The sequence below is a fragment of the Myxococcales bacterium genome, from assembly GCA_016706225.1.
Classification (GTDB): Bacteria; Myxococcota_A; Polyangia; order Polyangiales; family Polyangiaceae; genus JADJKB01.
On record JADJKB010000025.1, the window covers coordinates 105,790 to 120,310 of the forward strand.

The window sequence follows — 14,521 nt, forward strand, 5'->3', positions numbered from 1 at the left end:
CGCTTGTTCCATCCCGGGTCACGACGCCTCTTCGAGCCCAGGCGCAGCCAAGCGCCGCGGCAATCAGGAGAGAGTCATGATCGTCGTCCGTTTCAAGGTCAAGTGTCAGCCCGGCAAATCCGAGCAAGCGATGGCAGCGTTCCGGGAGGTCGTCGAAAAGAGCCGGCCGTTGGCGGGGGTGGTCAGCTTCGACGTTGGCTGGGATGTCGTCGACTCCGACGCCTTTGTCGCGACGGAGGTCTTCGCCGACCGCGAGGCGCTCGGACGGCAGGAGGCCTTGCCCTGTGTTCAGAAGACAATCGCTTTGCTCGGATCGATCGTCGCGGCTGCGCCGGAGGCGACCCTCTTCCACGTGGCCTCGTCCGAGCCCCACGGAGGTTGATGGGAGAGCGGGAGCCGGGCCGAGCGGGGCAGTTGTCCCGTTCGGCCGCTGCGCCCGAGCGCGATCGTCGCGCCGGGATGAGGTTGGCTTTGCGTCCGTGAAGTCGTCGTTCGGGCGTATGCTGCCGCCCAGGCGGCGCGAACAGAGAGACTCGGCTGCAGTCAGCACCAACCCCAGGGAGAACGAAGTGAAGAAGGGCAGCGCATGCCTGGCGGAGGCGGAGCCCGTCAGGGTGATCGAGAGGATCCCCGTGAAGGCCGAACACCGCGTGGCGGCGCGGGACATCAAACAAGAAGCCATTCCGGTGCCGGAGCACCTGGCGCTCGAGCCGGAGCTTGCCCGCGGAGGCATGGGGCGCATCCACCCTGCGCTGGATCGGAATCTGCTTCGCCCCGTCGCGCTCAAGCGCCTGGATCGTCAGCTCGCCGAGGATCGCTTCTATCGCGACGGCTTCGTGGCCGAGGCACAGATCACCGGGCAGCTCGAGCATCCGAACATCGTGCCGGTCCACGAGCTGGGGATCAGCAAGAAGGGAGTGCCCTACTTCACGATGAAACTGGTCCAGGGGAAGCATCTGGGAGCCTGGCTCCGGGACCCCTCGCGTCCTCCCGGTTCCACCGAGAGGCTGCAAGAGGGTTTGGAGATCTTCCTGAAGGTCTGTGATGCCGTGGCCTACGCGCATCATCGCGGCGTCATTCATCGCGATCTGAAGCCCGAGAACGTGATGATCGGCGACTTCGGGCAGGTCTACCTGATGGACTGGGGTCTCGCGCGACTCTCGAAGAGCCGCCCGGCATCCAAGGACAAGTCCGCGATGGAGGCGCACGGGCCCGTCGGCACCGCCGACTATCTTGCACCCGAGCAGGCCCGCGGCAACCCGCAGGAAATGGACGAGCGAAGCGACGTGTTCGGTCTGGGTGCGCTGCTCTACGAGATCGTCAGCGGGCGGACGCCCTACGGCATGCTGAAGAAACAAGCGGAAATCCTCGCGCGCGCCGAGGCGGGCGAGGTCGTGCCGATCGAGACCGCGACCGTGGGTCTGGCGGTGTCCAAGCGATTGTGTTCGATCGTCGACCGCGCCGTCGCAGCTGAGCCGGCCAAGCGGTTTCAGACGGTGCTCGAGCTTCAAGAGGACGTGCGGCGGTTCCTCCGCGGCGGGCTGTATCTGCCGCAGAGGGTCTTCGAACCGCGGTCGCTGATCGTGCGCGAAGGGGACGAAGGAGATGCCGCGTACATGATCGTCAGCGGTCGCTGTCGTGTGTTTCGCGAGACCCCCGAGGGCGAGCAGACGCTCGGCACGATGGATGCGGGGGACGTGTTCGGCGAGATGGCCCTACTGCTCGACGAGCCCCGCGCCGCGAGCGTGGAGGCCGAAAACCAGGTCACCGTGCTGGTGCTCGACAAACGCACCCTCAACGAAGGTCTGGGTATCGAAGGTTGGAGCAGCAAGCTGGTCCGCGCACTGGCCGAGCGCTTCCGCAGCCTGGAACAGCAAGTCAGGGATTCGGGCGTCGCGCGCGGGTGATCAGAGCCCGTGGCGCAACCGCTTGCGATAGAGCGTCGTGCGGTGCATGCCAAGCAAGCGTGCTGCATCACCGGCGTTGTAGTGGGTGCGGCTGAGCGCAGCCTGGATGCGGGCCTTTTCGTCGCTGACTTCCGAGCGATCCGGGTGCGAGCTCTCTCGGGCAGTGCCCGCCAGAGTTCCGGACGCGGGCGGGCGCAATTCCACCGGACGGCTCCGGAGCTCGATCGGCAGGTCGGCGAGCTCGATCGTCGGACCTCTCGCAACTACGGCCGCGTATTCCATCACGTTGGCGAGCTCGCGAACGTTGCCGGGCCAGTGGTGGGACAACAAAACCTCCAGGCTCGCCGCGGCGAGAGTGCGCCGCTCCGCATGATCGCGTTCGGCAATGCGGGCCAAGAAGTGCTCGGCCAGGATGGCAACGTCTGCGCGCCGCTCCCGCAGCGGAGGCAGAGTCAGCGGAACGACGCGCAAGCGGTAGTACAGATCCTCCCGAAAGCGGCCTGTCGCCACCATGCCGGCCAGATCTCGGTGCGTAGCGGCGATGATCCGGACGTCCACAGCCACCGATTTGGTACCGCCGACGCGCTCGAAGCTTTGTTCTTCGAGCACCCGCAAGAGCTTCGCCTGCAGCTCGATGGGCAGTTCCGCCACCTCGTCCAGGAAGATGGTGCCCGTATGAGCCACCTCGAACCGTCCGAGTTTTTGAGCGGTAGCGCCCGTGAACGCCCCGCGCTCGTGGCCAAAAAACTCGCTCTCCAGCAGATCAGGCGCGATGGCCGCGCAGTTCACGGCGTGGAACGGTCCCGCCGCGCGTCGGCTGCGGCGATGGATCTCGCGGGCCACCAACTCTTTGCCGGTGCCGCTCTCACCCTGCAACAAGATGGTCGCGCCACTCTTGGCGACGTGGTCCACCAGCTCGAAGAGCGCCTGCATGTTGGGGCTGCGAGAGATGATGCGGCCGTAGGCGTAGCCCTCCAGCTCGCGGGCTCGGCGCTCTTCTTCCGTGAGATCGCGCACGTACAAAAGCGCGCCGTCTTGCCCCTCCGCATGCCTCATCGGAGACAGCGCCACCAACACGGGCACCGGACCGTCGCCACGTTCGATCAGCATGCGCTGGGGACCCAAGCGTTCGCCAGTCACCAACACGCGCCGAGCGAGAGCACCCAGAGCGACTCCCGTGACTTGTTCGATGGGGCGCCCGAGAACGTCGGGCTCCCGCTTGCCAAGCGCCGCTTCGGCCGGAGCCGAAACGAAGCGGATCGCGGCGTCGTTGCCGAAACCGACGATTCCTTCGGTACCGTTGTCGAGAACGGAGCGTAGCAACGTCTGTTGGAGCTCCGCAGCGCGGCGGGCGTCTTGAGTCGCCGCCTCGCGGGCGTTCCAGGTCGTGACGTCGCGCATGACCTCGATGCCGAGCATCGGCTTGCCGTCAGCATCAGAGAGCGTCGTCGCACTCTTCAGGATCGCGAGCTTTCGTCCGTCACGCGCCTGGATGGTGAGCGGTATGTCGCGCATGGCTCCGAACTCGAAGACGCCACACCTCGTTTCGCAGACCGTGCAGTGGATCGCCCGGTCGCAGGGCTGACCCACCACATCTTCGCGCGAGTAGCCCGTAAGGGCCTCTGCCGCGCGATTCCAGTAGATGATGTGGTGATCAGGTCCCACCAGAAAGACGGCGTCGGTCAGCAGGTCCACCACGGACTCCCAGAATTGAACGGGTCCACCGGTCGTAGCGAGTGCTGCTTCCAAACCCATCACCTCCCTGCCGAGCGGAAGGTCGAGCAACGATCGGACCGCGCTCGGTTCAGGCCGTGCGGCAATCGGAAGACGGCGGGGAGGTGGGTCGCCCATGCTGGTCCGGGAATAGTTGCATCAAATAGATGCATCCGGAAGATGCAGCATTTGCATCATTGCGCTGCGACCTTTCGAAAGGCTCCAGCAAATCACAGCTGAATCGGGCAAATGCCGCACTGAGTCAACTTGGTCCGATGGTTGCTCTCATGGCGGTTCATGGCTGGCATTCCCGACACGTCGCGCCGCAGCTTCCTGAGTCTGACAGCCGGAACGCTCGCGGCGGCCATGGCGCAGCGATTCTTGCCGACCGGGCCCGCCCGGGGCCTGCCGTACTCGAACGATCCGGGTACCGACGGACGGCTGGTGCGCTCGGTCTGCGAAGTCTGCTTCTGGAAGTGCGGCATCCAGGCCCACGTGCAGGGAGAGCACATCACCAAGATCCAGGGCAACCCGCTGCATCCGCTCTCGAACGGTATGCTCTGTCCGCGCGGGACGGGTGGCGCCGGCCTCGCGCACGATCCGGATCGGCTCGTCAAGCCGTTGCTGAGAGTGGGCGCGCGGGGCTCGGAGAGTTTCAGGCCCGTCTCCTGGGACGAGGCGCTCGGGTTCATTGCGGACAAGTGGAAATCGATCCGCGACAAATACGGACCCGAGAGCGTCGCGCTGTTCAATCACGGCGCCGGCGCGTCCTGGTATCGGCACCTGGTCTCGGCCTGGGGTTCGCCCAACATCGCGGCCCCGTCTTTCTCACAGTGCCGTGGTCCACGAGATGTCGGGTTCGATCTCACCTTCGGCGCCGACCCGGGCTCCCCGGAAGTGCTCGACATCCAACATTCCAAGTGTCTCGTGCTCATCGGCTCGCACCTCGGCGAGAACATGCACAACACGCAGGTGCAGGAGTTCGCCGAGATGGTTTCGCGAGGCGGCGATCTCATCGTCGTTGACCCGCGTTTCTCCGTAGCCGCGTCGAAGGCTCGCACCTGGATGCCGATTCGACCTGGCACGGACACCGCGCTGCTGCTCGCTTGGATCCACGTGCTGGTCACCGAGAAGCGCCATCAGCGCGAATACGTGGAGCAGTTCGCTACTGGCCTGGACGAGCTCGCTGCGCACGTTGCGGCGTTTTCTCCCGAATGGGCCGCCGCGGAGACCGGGCTCGATCCGCACATGATCCGCGAGACCGCCCGGCGCATGGCCGGGGCGGCGCCCGCCACAATCATCCACCCCGGTCGGCACACCACCTGGTACGGCCCCGCGGATCTGCATCGCGTGCGCGCAATGGCGATCCTCAACGCTTTGCTGGGAAGTTGGGGGCATCGCGGAGGCTTCTTCGTCGCAAACAGCATGAAGGCCGCGCCGTATCCGACGCCCAAGTATCCCCAGACCAGGGGTCCCGCAGACCGCCTCCCGGGTGAGGCGCCGCTCGCCCTCGAGGCGCTCACTCAGGGCATTCGTCGCGCGACGCTGGACGGCAAGCCCTACCCGATCCGGTCGTGGTTGGTCTATGGCACGAACCTCATCCACGCCTTGCCCCAGAGGGCAGAGACGCTGAAGGCCATTCAGGCCCTGGATCTCTTGGTCGTCGTGGACGTCTTGCCGGCCGAGATCGCGAGCTACGCCGACGTCGTGTTGCCGGAAGCGTCGTACCTCGAGCGTTATGACGACTTGATAGCCGTGAAGTGGAGGCGCGGGGGTATCGCACTACGCCAACCGGCCGTGCCACCTCCGGGAGACGCGAAGCCGGGCTGGTGGATCACCAAGGAGCTAGCCAAGAAGCTCGACCTCTCCGCCTTTTTCCCCTGGGACGACATCGAGGGGTACTTGCGGGAGCGTTGCCGCCTTTCGAACATCGATTTCGAAAAGCTGAAGACAGACGGCGTGGTGCTCGCACCGGAGAAGCCGACGACGATTGAAGACGGACTGGCCCTATCGTTCGCGACGGAGTCGGGAAAGATCGAGCTGGTATCGGAGCGCTTGAAGCGGCTCGGTCAGCCGGCGTTGCCCGTGTACGAACGACCCGTCGAGGCCCCACCGGGTTTCTTCCGACTGCTCTACGGGCGTGCGCCCGGCCAGACCTTCGGGCGAACCGCGAACAACCGACAGCTCGGCGAGCTCAGTCATGGCGATCGGGTTTGGCTCAACGCCAAGGTCGCGAGAGACATGGGGATCGCCGACGGCGACCTGGTCCGGTTGGTCAATCAAGACGGGGTGAAGAGCAACCGCGTTGCAGTGAAGGTGACCGAGCGGATCCGGAACGACTGCGTGTTCATGCCGCACGGCTGGGGACACACCGCAAAGGGGCTGCGGTATGCGGTCGGCAAGGGGGCGGACGACAGCGAGCTCATTACCCATGCGCCGGCGTGCCCCGTGATGGGGGGGACCGGCATGCGCGGCAACTTCGTGGCCCTGCAGAGGGAGGTCTGAGCCATGCGTCGCGTGATGGTCATCGATGAAACCCGCTGCGTCGGCTGCGAGGCGTGCGTGGTCGCATGCAAGAACGAAAACGCGGTGCCGCCCGGCCAGTACCGCGACTGGGTGGTGCAAGAGCTGCGCGGCGAGTACCCGTCGTTGGAGCTCCACATTCGCTCCGAACGCTGCATGCACTGCACGGACGCACCTTGCGTGAGCAACTGCCCCACCGGCGCGAGTCACTATCGCGGCGACGGTACGGTCCAGGTCGACCGCTCGCTGTGCACGGGTTGCCGTGCGTGCATCGCCGCCTGTCCCTACGATGCGCGTTTCGTTCATCCGGACGGTCACGTGGACAAGTGCACGCTCTGCGTCCACCGCCTGGACAAGGGTCTGGGAACCGCGTGTGAAGAAATATGTCCGACTGGCGCCATTGCCGTCGGCGATCTCGACGATCCACGCTCGGTGGTCTCGCTGCGCCTCCGGCGCGGGTCTTCTTACACCGTGAACCCAGAGGCCGGTACACGGCCCAACGTCTCGTACGTCCGTTGAGGAGAACGACTGATGAATCCCCACATCGAGATCGAATCGACCCGCGGCCTGGCCGGGGCCCTCGGCGGTACCTTCTGGGGCTGGGAGATCCCCACCTATCTCTTCCTGGGCGGGTTGGTCGCCGGGCTCATGCTCACGGTCAGCGCACTTGCGATCATCCGGGGTCGCGATCGAGTCACGAGCGCGATGCGCACGGGCATCCTTCTCACTCCGTTCTTGCTCAGCCTCGGGATGGGGGCGCTGTTCCTCGACCTCAGCTACAAGACCCACGTATTCCGCTTCTACACGGCCTTCCAGCCGGCCTCGCCGATGTCCTGGGGCTCCTGGATATTACTCCTGGTCGTGCCGGTGCAGCTGGGACTGATCACCGCGCTGCCGCCACAATGGCTGGCCGACAGCGTGGCGGCTCTCAGCGCAACGCAGCGCCTGGTGCCCCTCGCGAAGTTCTGCGAGCGCCACCTACGCGGGCTCGCCCTCGCGGGCGTGGTCACGGGTGCAGCGTTGGGCGTGTACACGGGCGTGCTGTTGTCCGCCACCGTTGCGCGTCCGCTGTGGTCGAGCGGCGCTCTGGGCGCGCTCTTCCTGGCATCAGGCACGTCCTCCGGTGTTGCCGCGCTCATGCTCATGGAGCACGAACACGCCAGCCACTCCTCCTTGGCCCGACTCGACGTGCTGCTCATCGGTGTCGAAATTGCGTTGCTCGCGATGTGGCTGGTTGGACTGTTGGGACAAGGCCCGCTGTACCGGGAGGCCGCAGCGACTGTGCTCGCGGGAGCCTACGCACCCGCCTTCCTCGGTTTCGTGGTCTTCGGTGGATTGCTCGTGCCAGCGGCGCTGGAGCTCCTGGCGCTCCGGGGCAAAGCCATGACGTCGAGGAGTGTGCCGGCCCTGGTGCTCGTCGGCGGCTTCCTGCTCAGAGTGGTCGTGATCTACGCGGGGCAGACCGGCGGATTTGTCCGCGCTTGAGAGGTCGAAATGAAAGCGATGGAGAACGAACGAGTTGAAAAGCCTCTGTGGGACCCCTACCTGGCAGGCTTCGTACTGGGGCTCGTGTTGCTTGCGACGTACCTGGTGTTCGGCCGCGGTCTGGGTGCTTCGGGGGCCGTCACACGCTTCTTCGCCTGGATGGCCCACGGAGTCTCGCCCAGCTGGGTCGAGGGCAATGAACACCTAGGCGGCTACTTCAACGCTGGCGCCAAGTGGTGGGACGACTGGCTGGTGTTCGAGTTGGTCGGTGTGGCCTTGGGCGGCCTCGTCGCGGGACTGACCGGCGGCCGTTTTCGCCTGGGCGTCGATCGCGGCCCGCGGATCTCGAACCGGACCCGCCTCGGCTTCGCGTTGCTCGGCGGCGCGATCGTCGGCTTCGGCGCTCGTCTTGCCATGGGTTGCACGAGCGGACAGGCCCTGTCTGGCGGCGCAACACTCGCCCTCGGCAGCTGGGCGTTCATGTTTGCCGTATTCGGCGGTGGCTACGGCATCGCCTACTTTGCTCGGAGGCTTTGGACATGATGCCACTACACCCTGCAACCTTCGTTGGTTACACCCTGGCAGTGGTCTTCGGCTTCGGCTTCGGCTTCGTGCTGGAGCGTGCCGGCTTCGGCGATGCAAAGAAGCTCGCCGCACAGTTCTATCTTTCGGACATGCGCGTGTTGAAGGTGATGTTCTCGGCGATCGTGACGGCGATGCTCGGGCTCACCGTGCTGCGCTCGATTGGACTGTTGGACGCAGGCGCCATCTTCATCAACCCGACCTATCTCGGCGCTCAGGTCGTCGGCGGCGTCATCTTCGGTATCGGCTTCGTCGTCGGCGGGCACTGCCCTGGCACCGCCGTCGTGTCTGCAGCCACCGGAAGGCTCAACGGCCTTGTCTTTTTGGTTGGCGTTGGCCTGGGCGCCCTCGGCTTCGGCGCGGTCTTCTCCAAGATATCGAGCTTCGCGTTGGCCGGCGGCGAGACCAAGACGCTGTCCGACTGGTTGCATCTGCCCTACGGCGTCGTCGCGCTTCTCGTCACCGCGCTCGCCTTGGGCTTCTTCTTCGGCGCGGAGTGGCTGGAACGCTTCATGGCGCGACGCAAGAGTCTGCCCCCAGCTGTCGACGGGACCGCAGCCGCCCCAGCAGAGTGAGGAGCGCTAGATGAACACCCAGACGTTGAGACGCCCCAAGACGCTACTCATGCTCGGCGCCGTCTTCCTCGCAATCTGCGGCGCGGCGATGGGCCGGCCCCGTTCGACCGGTCCCGAGCTGGCGGCGGCGACGTCCCCGGTGGCGCTCGCTCCATTCGAGGTCGCCCAGCTCTTGAGCGTTGGGCCGCCGGAGGTGGTCGTCGTGACGCTCGACGACGGACGCCACCCGCTCATTGGAGCGGTCCCCATCACGCTCTTTGGCGAAAGCGAAGATCAGCAGATCCAGGGCGCGCCGCGCTCGCGGCGCATCGTGTTGGTTGGCGCCGACGCGGTGCGCACCGATCGCGTTGCGCGTCGGCTCGCGGTGACCGGCCGCGACGTGAACGTGCTCGCCGGGGGGCGTGAGGCGTGGGACCGCGCCATGGACTCGGATCCGCCGGCGCCGCCGGGTTCGGCCGGTGCGGCCCTGCGCGCTCAGCATCTGCAGAACATCGCGCTGCGCCGTTATTTCGGCGACGAGTCAGGGACCCCCAAACCGGTCAACGTTGCTCCCGTGGCTGCGCCGAGGCTCGCGCCGCTCGCTGCAAAGAAGAAGCGCGAAGGTTGTTGAGCGCGGGCCATGTCCCGACTTCGAGTCCTCGCTTCGGTTGCAGTCCTGTCGTTGGCCGGAGTGGGAGTCTGGGTCGGGGCGCGAAGTTTGCCGAACACGAAGCTGCCGACGGTCGACGTGGACGGGAACGCGCGAGTCGAGTCCTGCCTGGCTTGTCACCTGAATGTGGAGGGACTGGGCAGGTCCCACGACCCGGCGCGCATTGGTTGCAGCGCCTGTCATCTTGGTGATCCGACCCGTGGCGACGAAGAAGGTGCACACAAAGGCATGAGCGTCATCACCGGCGGTCTGTCGAACGTGAGCGCAACCTGCGGTCGCGCAGACTGTCACGCCAGTGAGGCGGGTCGTGTCGCGAGCAGTCCGATGGCCGGCTCTCCGGGTGTGCTCGCTGTCGACCGCTACGCCTTTGGGGAACGCGACGTGATTGAGGTGCGACGTGAAGACGACTTCCGCAATCTGAGTGCCGCTGCCAAGACTCCTGCGGAAGACCACGCGCGCAAGCTCTGTGGCAGCTGCCACCTGGCGCAGCCCAAAGATGAACGTGGAGATCTCGGCTTTGCGTCTCGCGGTGGCGGCTGCGTGGCTTGTCACCTCACCGCCCCCGAGGGGCCGCGAACCGACAAAGGCAAGCTGCACCCCGGCGTCGGCGCGGACGTGCCGGAACGGCGCTGCGAAGGCTGCCACGCCAGGAGCGGGCGCATCTCGCTGTCCTATCGCGGAATCGCGGAGGTCGAGCCGGCAGCCGCGACGCGAAAGCTCCCGGATGGTCGCCCCATCACCGATACCAACCCCGACGTGCACGCGCGCGCGGGGCTCACTTGCATCGACTGCCACAGCGAACGCGACGTCATGGGAGATGGGCGTGACGAGCCCCGGCATGCCTCCGCTGCAGTCGAGGTGCGCTGTCAGAGTTGCCACGACCCCAACGCGAGCGGCCCCGCGCCGGACGCCGACAAACGCCGTGTCGAGGGCGTGCTCCGCGCCGCCTGGACCGCGCGCGGGATGCCGTCTCTCGAAGGTCGCGCGCCGGTCATCATGGCCAAGGGTACCCCGCTCTGGCGCACGGACCGCCAAGCTCGCACGCTGCTTCTGGCGACGACGGGCGAGACGAGAAGACTGAGGGAAGCGAGCGACGCCAGCTACCACCGTCTCGTCGGCCACGAGCGCCTGAGCTGTCAATCCTGCCACTCCCAGTGGGCGCCGCGTTGCGTCTCCTGCCACACCAGCCGAGACGCAAACGCGAGGCAGACGGACCACATCAGCGGCGAAGATACGCTCGGCGCTTGGGTCGAGACGGCCGGCGGCAATTCTTTCGGGCCACCCGCCCTCGCCGTCGACTCCTCCGCTCGCGTCTCGCCGTTCGTGGAAGGCATGCAGCTCCGGGTGACGGGCATCGCCAAACCCGTCTCGCGAACGTTCTGGGCGCCCATCGATCCGCACACCACGGCGAAAGCGCGGGCTTGTGCCACCTGCCACCCGGGCGACGCAAAGACTTACCCTCGAGAGGGCGAGACCACGCGCGCTGGAGCACGTTTCTTGAACGAAAGAGAACGCAACTCGATCGCTCGCGTCGGCGACTGCATTGGCTGCCACTCCGCATATGACGACGCGATCTATGTCGACTTCGCCAAGAGTCGCGTGCGCCTCGCGGCCAAGGGGCGCGCTTTGGCTGGCGACGCCGTCAAGAAGTGCCGCTCGGACTTGGTGCATCAATGAGGTGCTGCGGCCCGCGCCGTCGCAGGCGCATGCGATCCGATTCGCGGGCTCCAGTGAGCGGATTGACGATGGTCATGAGCCGCAATATTCGCGCTCACGAGGGGCGGCGAGCGCTGCTCGCGGGAGTTAGGCTCGGCTCATGCAGCGCCGCGCCTTGCTGATTCTCTTCGCCGCACTAGGGCTCGCTTGCCACCGGGAGGCGGCGCCGGGCGGGCCGGATGATTCGCCCCAGCAGAAGATCGTCGACCGAGCTGCGTCAGCCGTCGATCGCATGCGAGCGAGCGGCCAGTTTCCAACGCTAGAGCAATACCTGGCGCGCGCGCGCGGTGTGATGGTTTTTCCGCGTCTGATCAAGGCGAGCCTCATCTTCGGCGGAGAGGGGGGCAACGGCGTGCTTTTGTCCAAGGACGCGTCCGGCGTCTGGAGTGGCCCCGCATTCTACTCGCTCGGTGCCGGCAGTCTGGGCGCGCAGATTGGCTACCAAGAAGCCACGGTAATCCTGTTCTTGATGACCGACGCCGCGGTGCTCGGGGCGATCAATCACGGGGTCACTCTGGGGACCGATACGGCCGTTGCGGCCGGCACCATCGGCGACAGCGGCGAGGCCAAGGGCACGTCGAGCGCCAGGGACATCCACATGCTGGTGGACGTGGGCGGCCTGTTCGCCGGTGTCTCTCTCGACGGCACGGCGCTGGCCTCACGGCAGGAGTTCAACCGTGCCTACTACGGGCCCGACGCGACCACGTACCGCATCGTGGTCGAGCACCGCTTTCAGGCCCCGAACGCCGCTCGCTTGCAGTCCGCGCTGACTCCGAGGTGAGCGGGACAGCGCAGTTGTCCCCTCAGGGGACACGTAACGGCATCGCTCACCTCGTCGGCCGCGCAGATTACGCGTGCGCGAGCGCCAGCCCTTCTTTCCGCTTGCCGAGCGCGTCGCTATGCTCCGGGTTCAACGAGGTACGCCCATGGTCACCCGACGTCAGGCGCTGCTCTGTGCGGTGCTCGCGATGCTCGCGCTGATTGCGTGCAAACGACTGGATGCCCCCGGCAGCTCCGGCTGCAATCGGATGCTCGGCCGCACGGACGAGCGCGAGCGCGCCAGCTTCGCGGCTTGGGACTTTCGCCAAGTCTCGCTCAAGAGCACCGCCAAGGCGCTCGAGGCGTACGCCGACGCGCCCGTTCGCGCCAAGTGGGTGGCACTCGAAGCGGACGTGTGGCCGAGCGCGCACCCGAAGTTCGGCTGGAGCTACTTGCTGGGGAGCTCGGTGCTGTGTGCGGGCGGGCTCCGCGAGGGCAAGGTCCCGATGGCCTTCTATCACCCGTGGAGCGATGCGTTCTTGGTCATGCTCTGGAACCAGAGTGGTGCGCGCCCCCGGCTGGAGGACGTCGAGGTGCTGACCGGCGAATACGTGCGCCACAGGAGCGTGAAGCCGCTTCGAGCCGTGCGTGGCTGGACCGAACAGGCCACGTTTGCGCCCTACGCCGTGGGCTTCTCGACCGCGGAGAGCGCGAAGGCGTTCGAGCAGCTGTTCTCGGCAGAAGCGCTGGCGCAGGGGTTCCGCTCGGTGACGAACGGACTCAGCGATCCCGCGCTGATGGAAGCCAACCACGTCGCGGCGGGGCAGCAGCTGATGCAGAACCTGGCCGAGCTCGCGCCCGTCGTTGCCAAGTCGCGAGACGGATTCGGTGACGCCGTGCGTGGGAAGCTGGCCGAGGTCACTGACCTCTTCGTGCGGCGCCAAGCGAGCACCCTCGCAAGCGAGGCCACGGCGACGCCAGAGCCGTCGAAGAAGGCGCTGGCATCGATGGGCATCGATGACTGGAAGCGGATGTCGCTCGTGTCCGTGGTGAAGGGGGACGGGCGTAGCCTCTTGCTGCTCTCCCACGTGGCAAAGCCGGATCTCTTCATGGGGATGCTGCTAGCGGAAGAAGGTTCGTCGCTGCGGATCCGGCGCGTGGACGTCCTGAGCTTCAAGGCGTTCGTCGAGAACGCCGATGCGCTCCGGGGGCCCTCGCGATGACGAGTGCGGTGTGGCTCCGGCGGATCTTGGCGTTGCTCGCGCTGGTTTTCTTCGCGGCGGCAGCGAACGGGCAGAGCTACCAGAAAGCGTACGACGAGAACGTCGAGCCCGTCGTGGGCGTGGTCACGCACGAAGGGACTGGCGAGGCACTCGACGTCATGCAGAAGAGTGTCGAGCGCGCGAAGCAGGTCCAGGACGACCTGAAAGCCGGTGTGGAGACCGCGCTCCAGACTCGCTCGGGGGCCGCGAAGAAGCTCGGCAAGAAGCTGGTGGAGGAGTCCAAAGGAGTGAGCGCCGAGTACGCGAAGGAGATCTCCTGGCTCGACAAGCTGAAGAAGCTAGCCCAGATCATCGATATCGTGAGCACCGGGGCGAAGGTCGCGGGCAATCTCGCGGAGGGTGACACCCAAGGGGCAAAACACGCGCTGGTCGACGACGTCTGCAAGAAGGTGTGCGCGGCGGGCGGCGCCGCGGCATTGAGTTGGATCCCGGGCGTCGGGTCCATTGCCGGGGCGGCGGGTGGGGAGGAGGCTTACAAGAAGTACCTGAAGCCGCTGCTCGACAAACGGGACCAGGAGCTTCGAGAGAAGGCCGCGAAGGACGCGCAGCTCGACCAGTGGGTGCCGCGCGAGCAGGTGATCGATAGCCAGGGCAAAGTGCGGGAGCTCGAACGCGACATGTACTTCGACCCGGCGTCGGGGCTCATCAAGCGCCGGCCGCCGCAGGAGCAAGAGAAGTGGGAGGCCCAGAAGAAGCGCGAGTTCTTCGACGGGAGGAAGCTCGACGCCATCCACAAGGATTACCTGGCCGGAAAGCTGCCCAGGAGCGAGTTCGACAAGGCGCTCTCGGACTTCAAGAAGCGCGACCCGCTCGCGGTCTGGGAGCCCCCGAAGCTCGAGTACACCGCGGCGCCTGCGGGCAGTGCCGGGGCGACGCGCGGCATCCTCGAGCGTGTGAAGCCGCAGCAGGTCAGCGCTTCCGGGGGGGACTCGTCGGGGACGCTGACCATCACGTTCTGGAACGTCGGAGCGCTGGCGCAGGGCTACGGGGACGCGAGCGCGGTCACCCGCCACCGAAACGGAGTCGAGACCGTGAGCGGCACCTTCAGCGGCGGGCCCAACGGCACGCTCTCGTTCGTCGTGGACGGTGAGAAGACGAGTATGCACTTGAGCGGAGGGAAGACGCTCACCGGCCCCTACGGGTCGCTTCCGGTCAAGAACCCCCAAGCCTTCGACGGCTGGCCGGACGAGCTCTGACGGTCGCTCCGCCAAACCAGATTTCGCGAACACGAAGGATTCATCGACACTTTTCGTGGCTGCCGCGCTTCCGGAAGTGGGGCCGCGACCGCACGCGATTCGGCAGACCAGCGCTGGACGCCTTCCGCCGAAG

General features: G+C 66.3%; 13 protein-coding genes. 12 read left to right on the plus strand and 1 reads right to left on the minus strand.

Annotation, left to right across the window (positions count from 1 at the left end):
• Nucleotides 1-76: 76 nt before the first annotated feature.
• Nucleotides 77-382 carry an antibiotic biosynthesis monooxygenase gene (locus IPI67_39035; GenBank protein MBK7586167.1) on the plus strand — a complete coding sequence of 102 codons (306 nt, stop codon included), beginning with the start codon at nt 77-79 and terminating at the stop codon, nt 380-382.
• A 97-nt stretch (nt 383-479) separates the two neighbouring features.
• Entirely contained in the window at nt 480-1,907 is a 1,428-nt protein-coding gene (locus IPI67_39040; protein ID MBK7586168.1) for a protein kinase, read from the plus strand.
• Here IPI67_39040 and IPI67_39045 read toward each other — a convergent pair whose 3' ends face one another.
• On the minus strand, nt 1,908-3,662 hold the full coding sequence (locus IPI67_39045; GenBank protein MBK7586169.1) for a sigma 54-interacting transcriptional regulator: 1,755 nt from the start codon (nt 3,660-3,662) through the stop codon (nt 1,908-1,910). It abuts the gene before it with no gap.
• Between the two features lie 264 nt (nt 3,663-3,926).
• Here IPI67_39045 and IPI67_39050 point away from each other — a divergent pair, with 264 nt between their 5' ends.
• The 10 genes from IPI67_39050 to IPI67_39095 all read left to right on the plus strand — a co-directional run bounded on the left by IPI67_39050 (nt 3,927) and on the right by IPI67_39095 (nt 14,388).
• A complete protein-coding gene (locus tag IPI67_39050; GenBank protein ID MBK7586170.1) occupies nt 3,927-6,125 on the plus strand; it encodes a molybdopterin-dependent oxidoreductase in 2,199 nt (732 codons plus the stop codon).
• 3 nt (nt 6,126-6,128) lie between these two features.
• Nucleotides 6,129-6,662: a 4Fe-4S dicluster domain-containing protein gene (locus IPI67_39055; protein ID MBK7586171.1), complete on the plus strand. Its 534-nt coding sequence runs from the start codon at nt 6,129-6,131 to the stop codon at nt 6,660-6,662.
• Nucleotides 6,663-6,674: 12 nt separating this feature from the next.
• Nucleotides 6,675-7,628, plus strand: a complete 954-nt coding sequence (gene nrfD, locus IPI67_39060; GenBank protein MBK7586172.1) for a polysulfide reductase NrfD — start codon at nt 6,675-6,677, stop codon at nt 7,626-7,628.
• Between the two features lie 18 nt (nt 7,629-7,646).
• The gene (locus IPI67_39065; GenBank protein ID MBK7586173.1) at nt 7,647-8,171 is read left to right on the plus strand and encodes a YeeE/YedE family protein; all 525 of its coding nucleotides are present in this window, start codon (nt 7,647-7,649) and stop codon (nt 8,169-8,171) included.
• A complete protein-coding gene (locus tag IPI67_39070; GenBank protein ID MBK7586174.1) occupies nt 8,168-8,785 on the plus strand; it encodes a YeeE/YedE family protein in 618 nt (205 codons plus the stop codon). Before IPI67_39065 ends, IPI67_39070 begins: the two co-directional genes overlap by 4 nt.
• Before the next feature lie 10 nt (nt 8,786-8,795).
• Entirely contained in the window at nt 8,796-9,395 is a 600-nt protein-coding gene (locus tag IPI67_39075; protein ID MBK7586175.1) for a hypothetical protein, read from the plus strand.
• A 9-nt stretch (nt 9,396-9,404) separates the two neighbouring features.
• Nucleotides 9,405-11,111, plus strand: coding sequence for a hypothetical protein (locus tag IPI67_39080; protein MBK7586176.1), 1,707 nt, complete (start codon nt 9,405-9,407; stop codon nt 11,109-11,111).
• Nucleotides 11,112-11,250: 139 nt separating this feature from the next.
• Nucleotides 11,251-11,931, plus strand: coding sequence for a lipid-binding SYLF domain-containing protein (locus IPI67_39085; GenBank protein MBK7586177.1), 681 nt, complete (start codon nt 11,251-11,253; stop codon nt 11,929-11,931).
• 145 nt (nt 11,932-12,076) lie between these two features.
• On the plus strand, nt 12,077-13,132 hold the full coding sequence (locus IPI67_39090) for a hypothetical protein (GenBank protein ID MBK7586178.1): 1,056 nt from the start codon (nt 12,077-12,079) through the stop codon (nt 13,130-13,132).
• Entirely contained in the window at nt 13,129-14,388 is a 1,260-nt protein-coding gene (locus IPI67_39095; GenBank protein ID MBK7586179.1) for a hypothetical protein, read from the plus strand. The genes IPI67_39090 and IPI67_39095 overlap by 4 nt, the downstream gene beginning before the upstream one ends.
• The last annotated feature ends 133 nt before the right edge of the window (nt 14,389-14,521 follow it).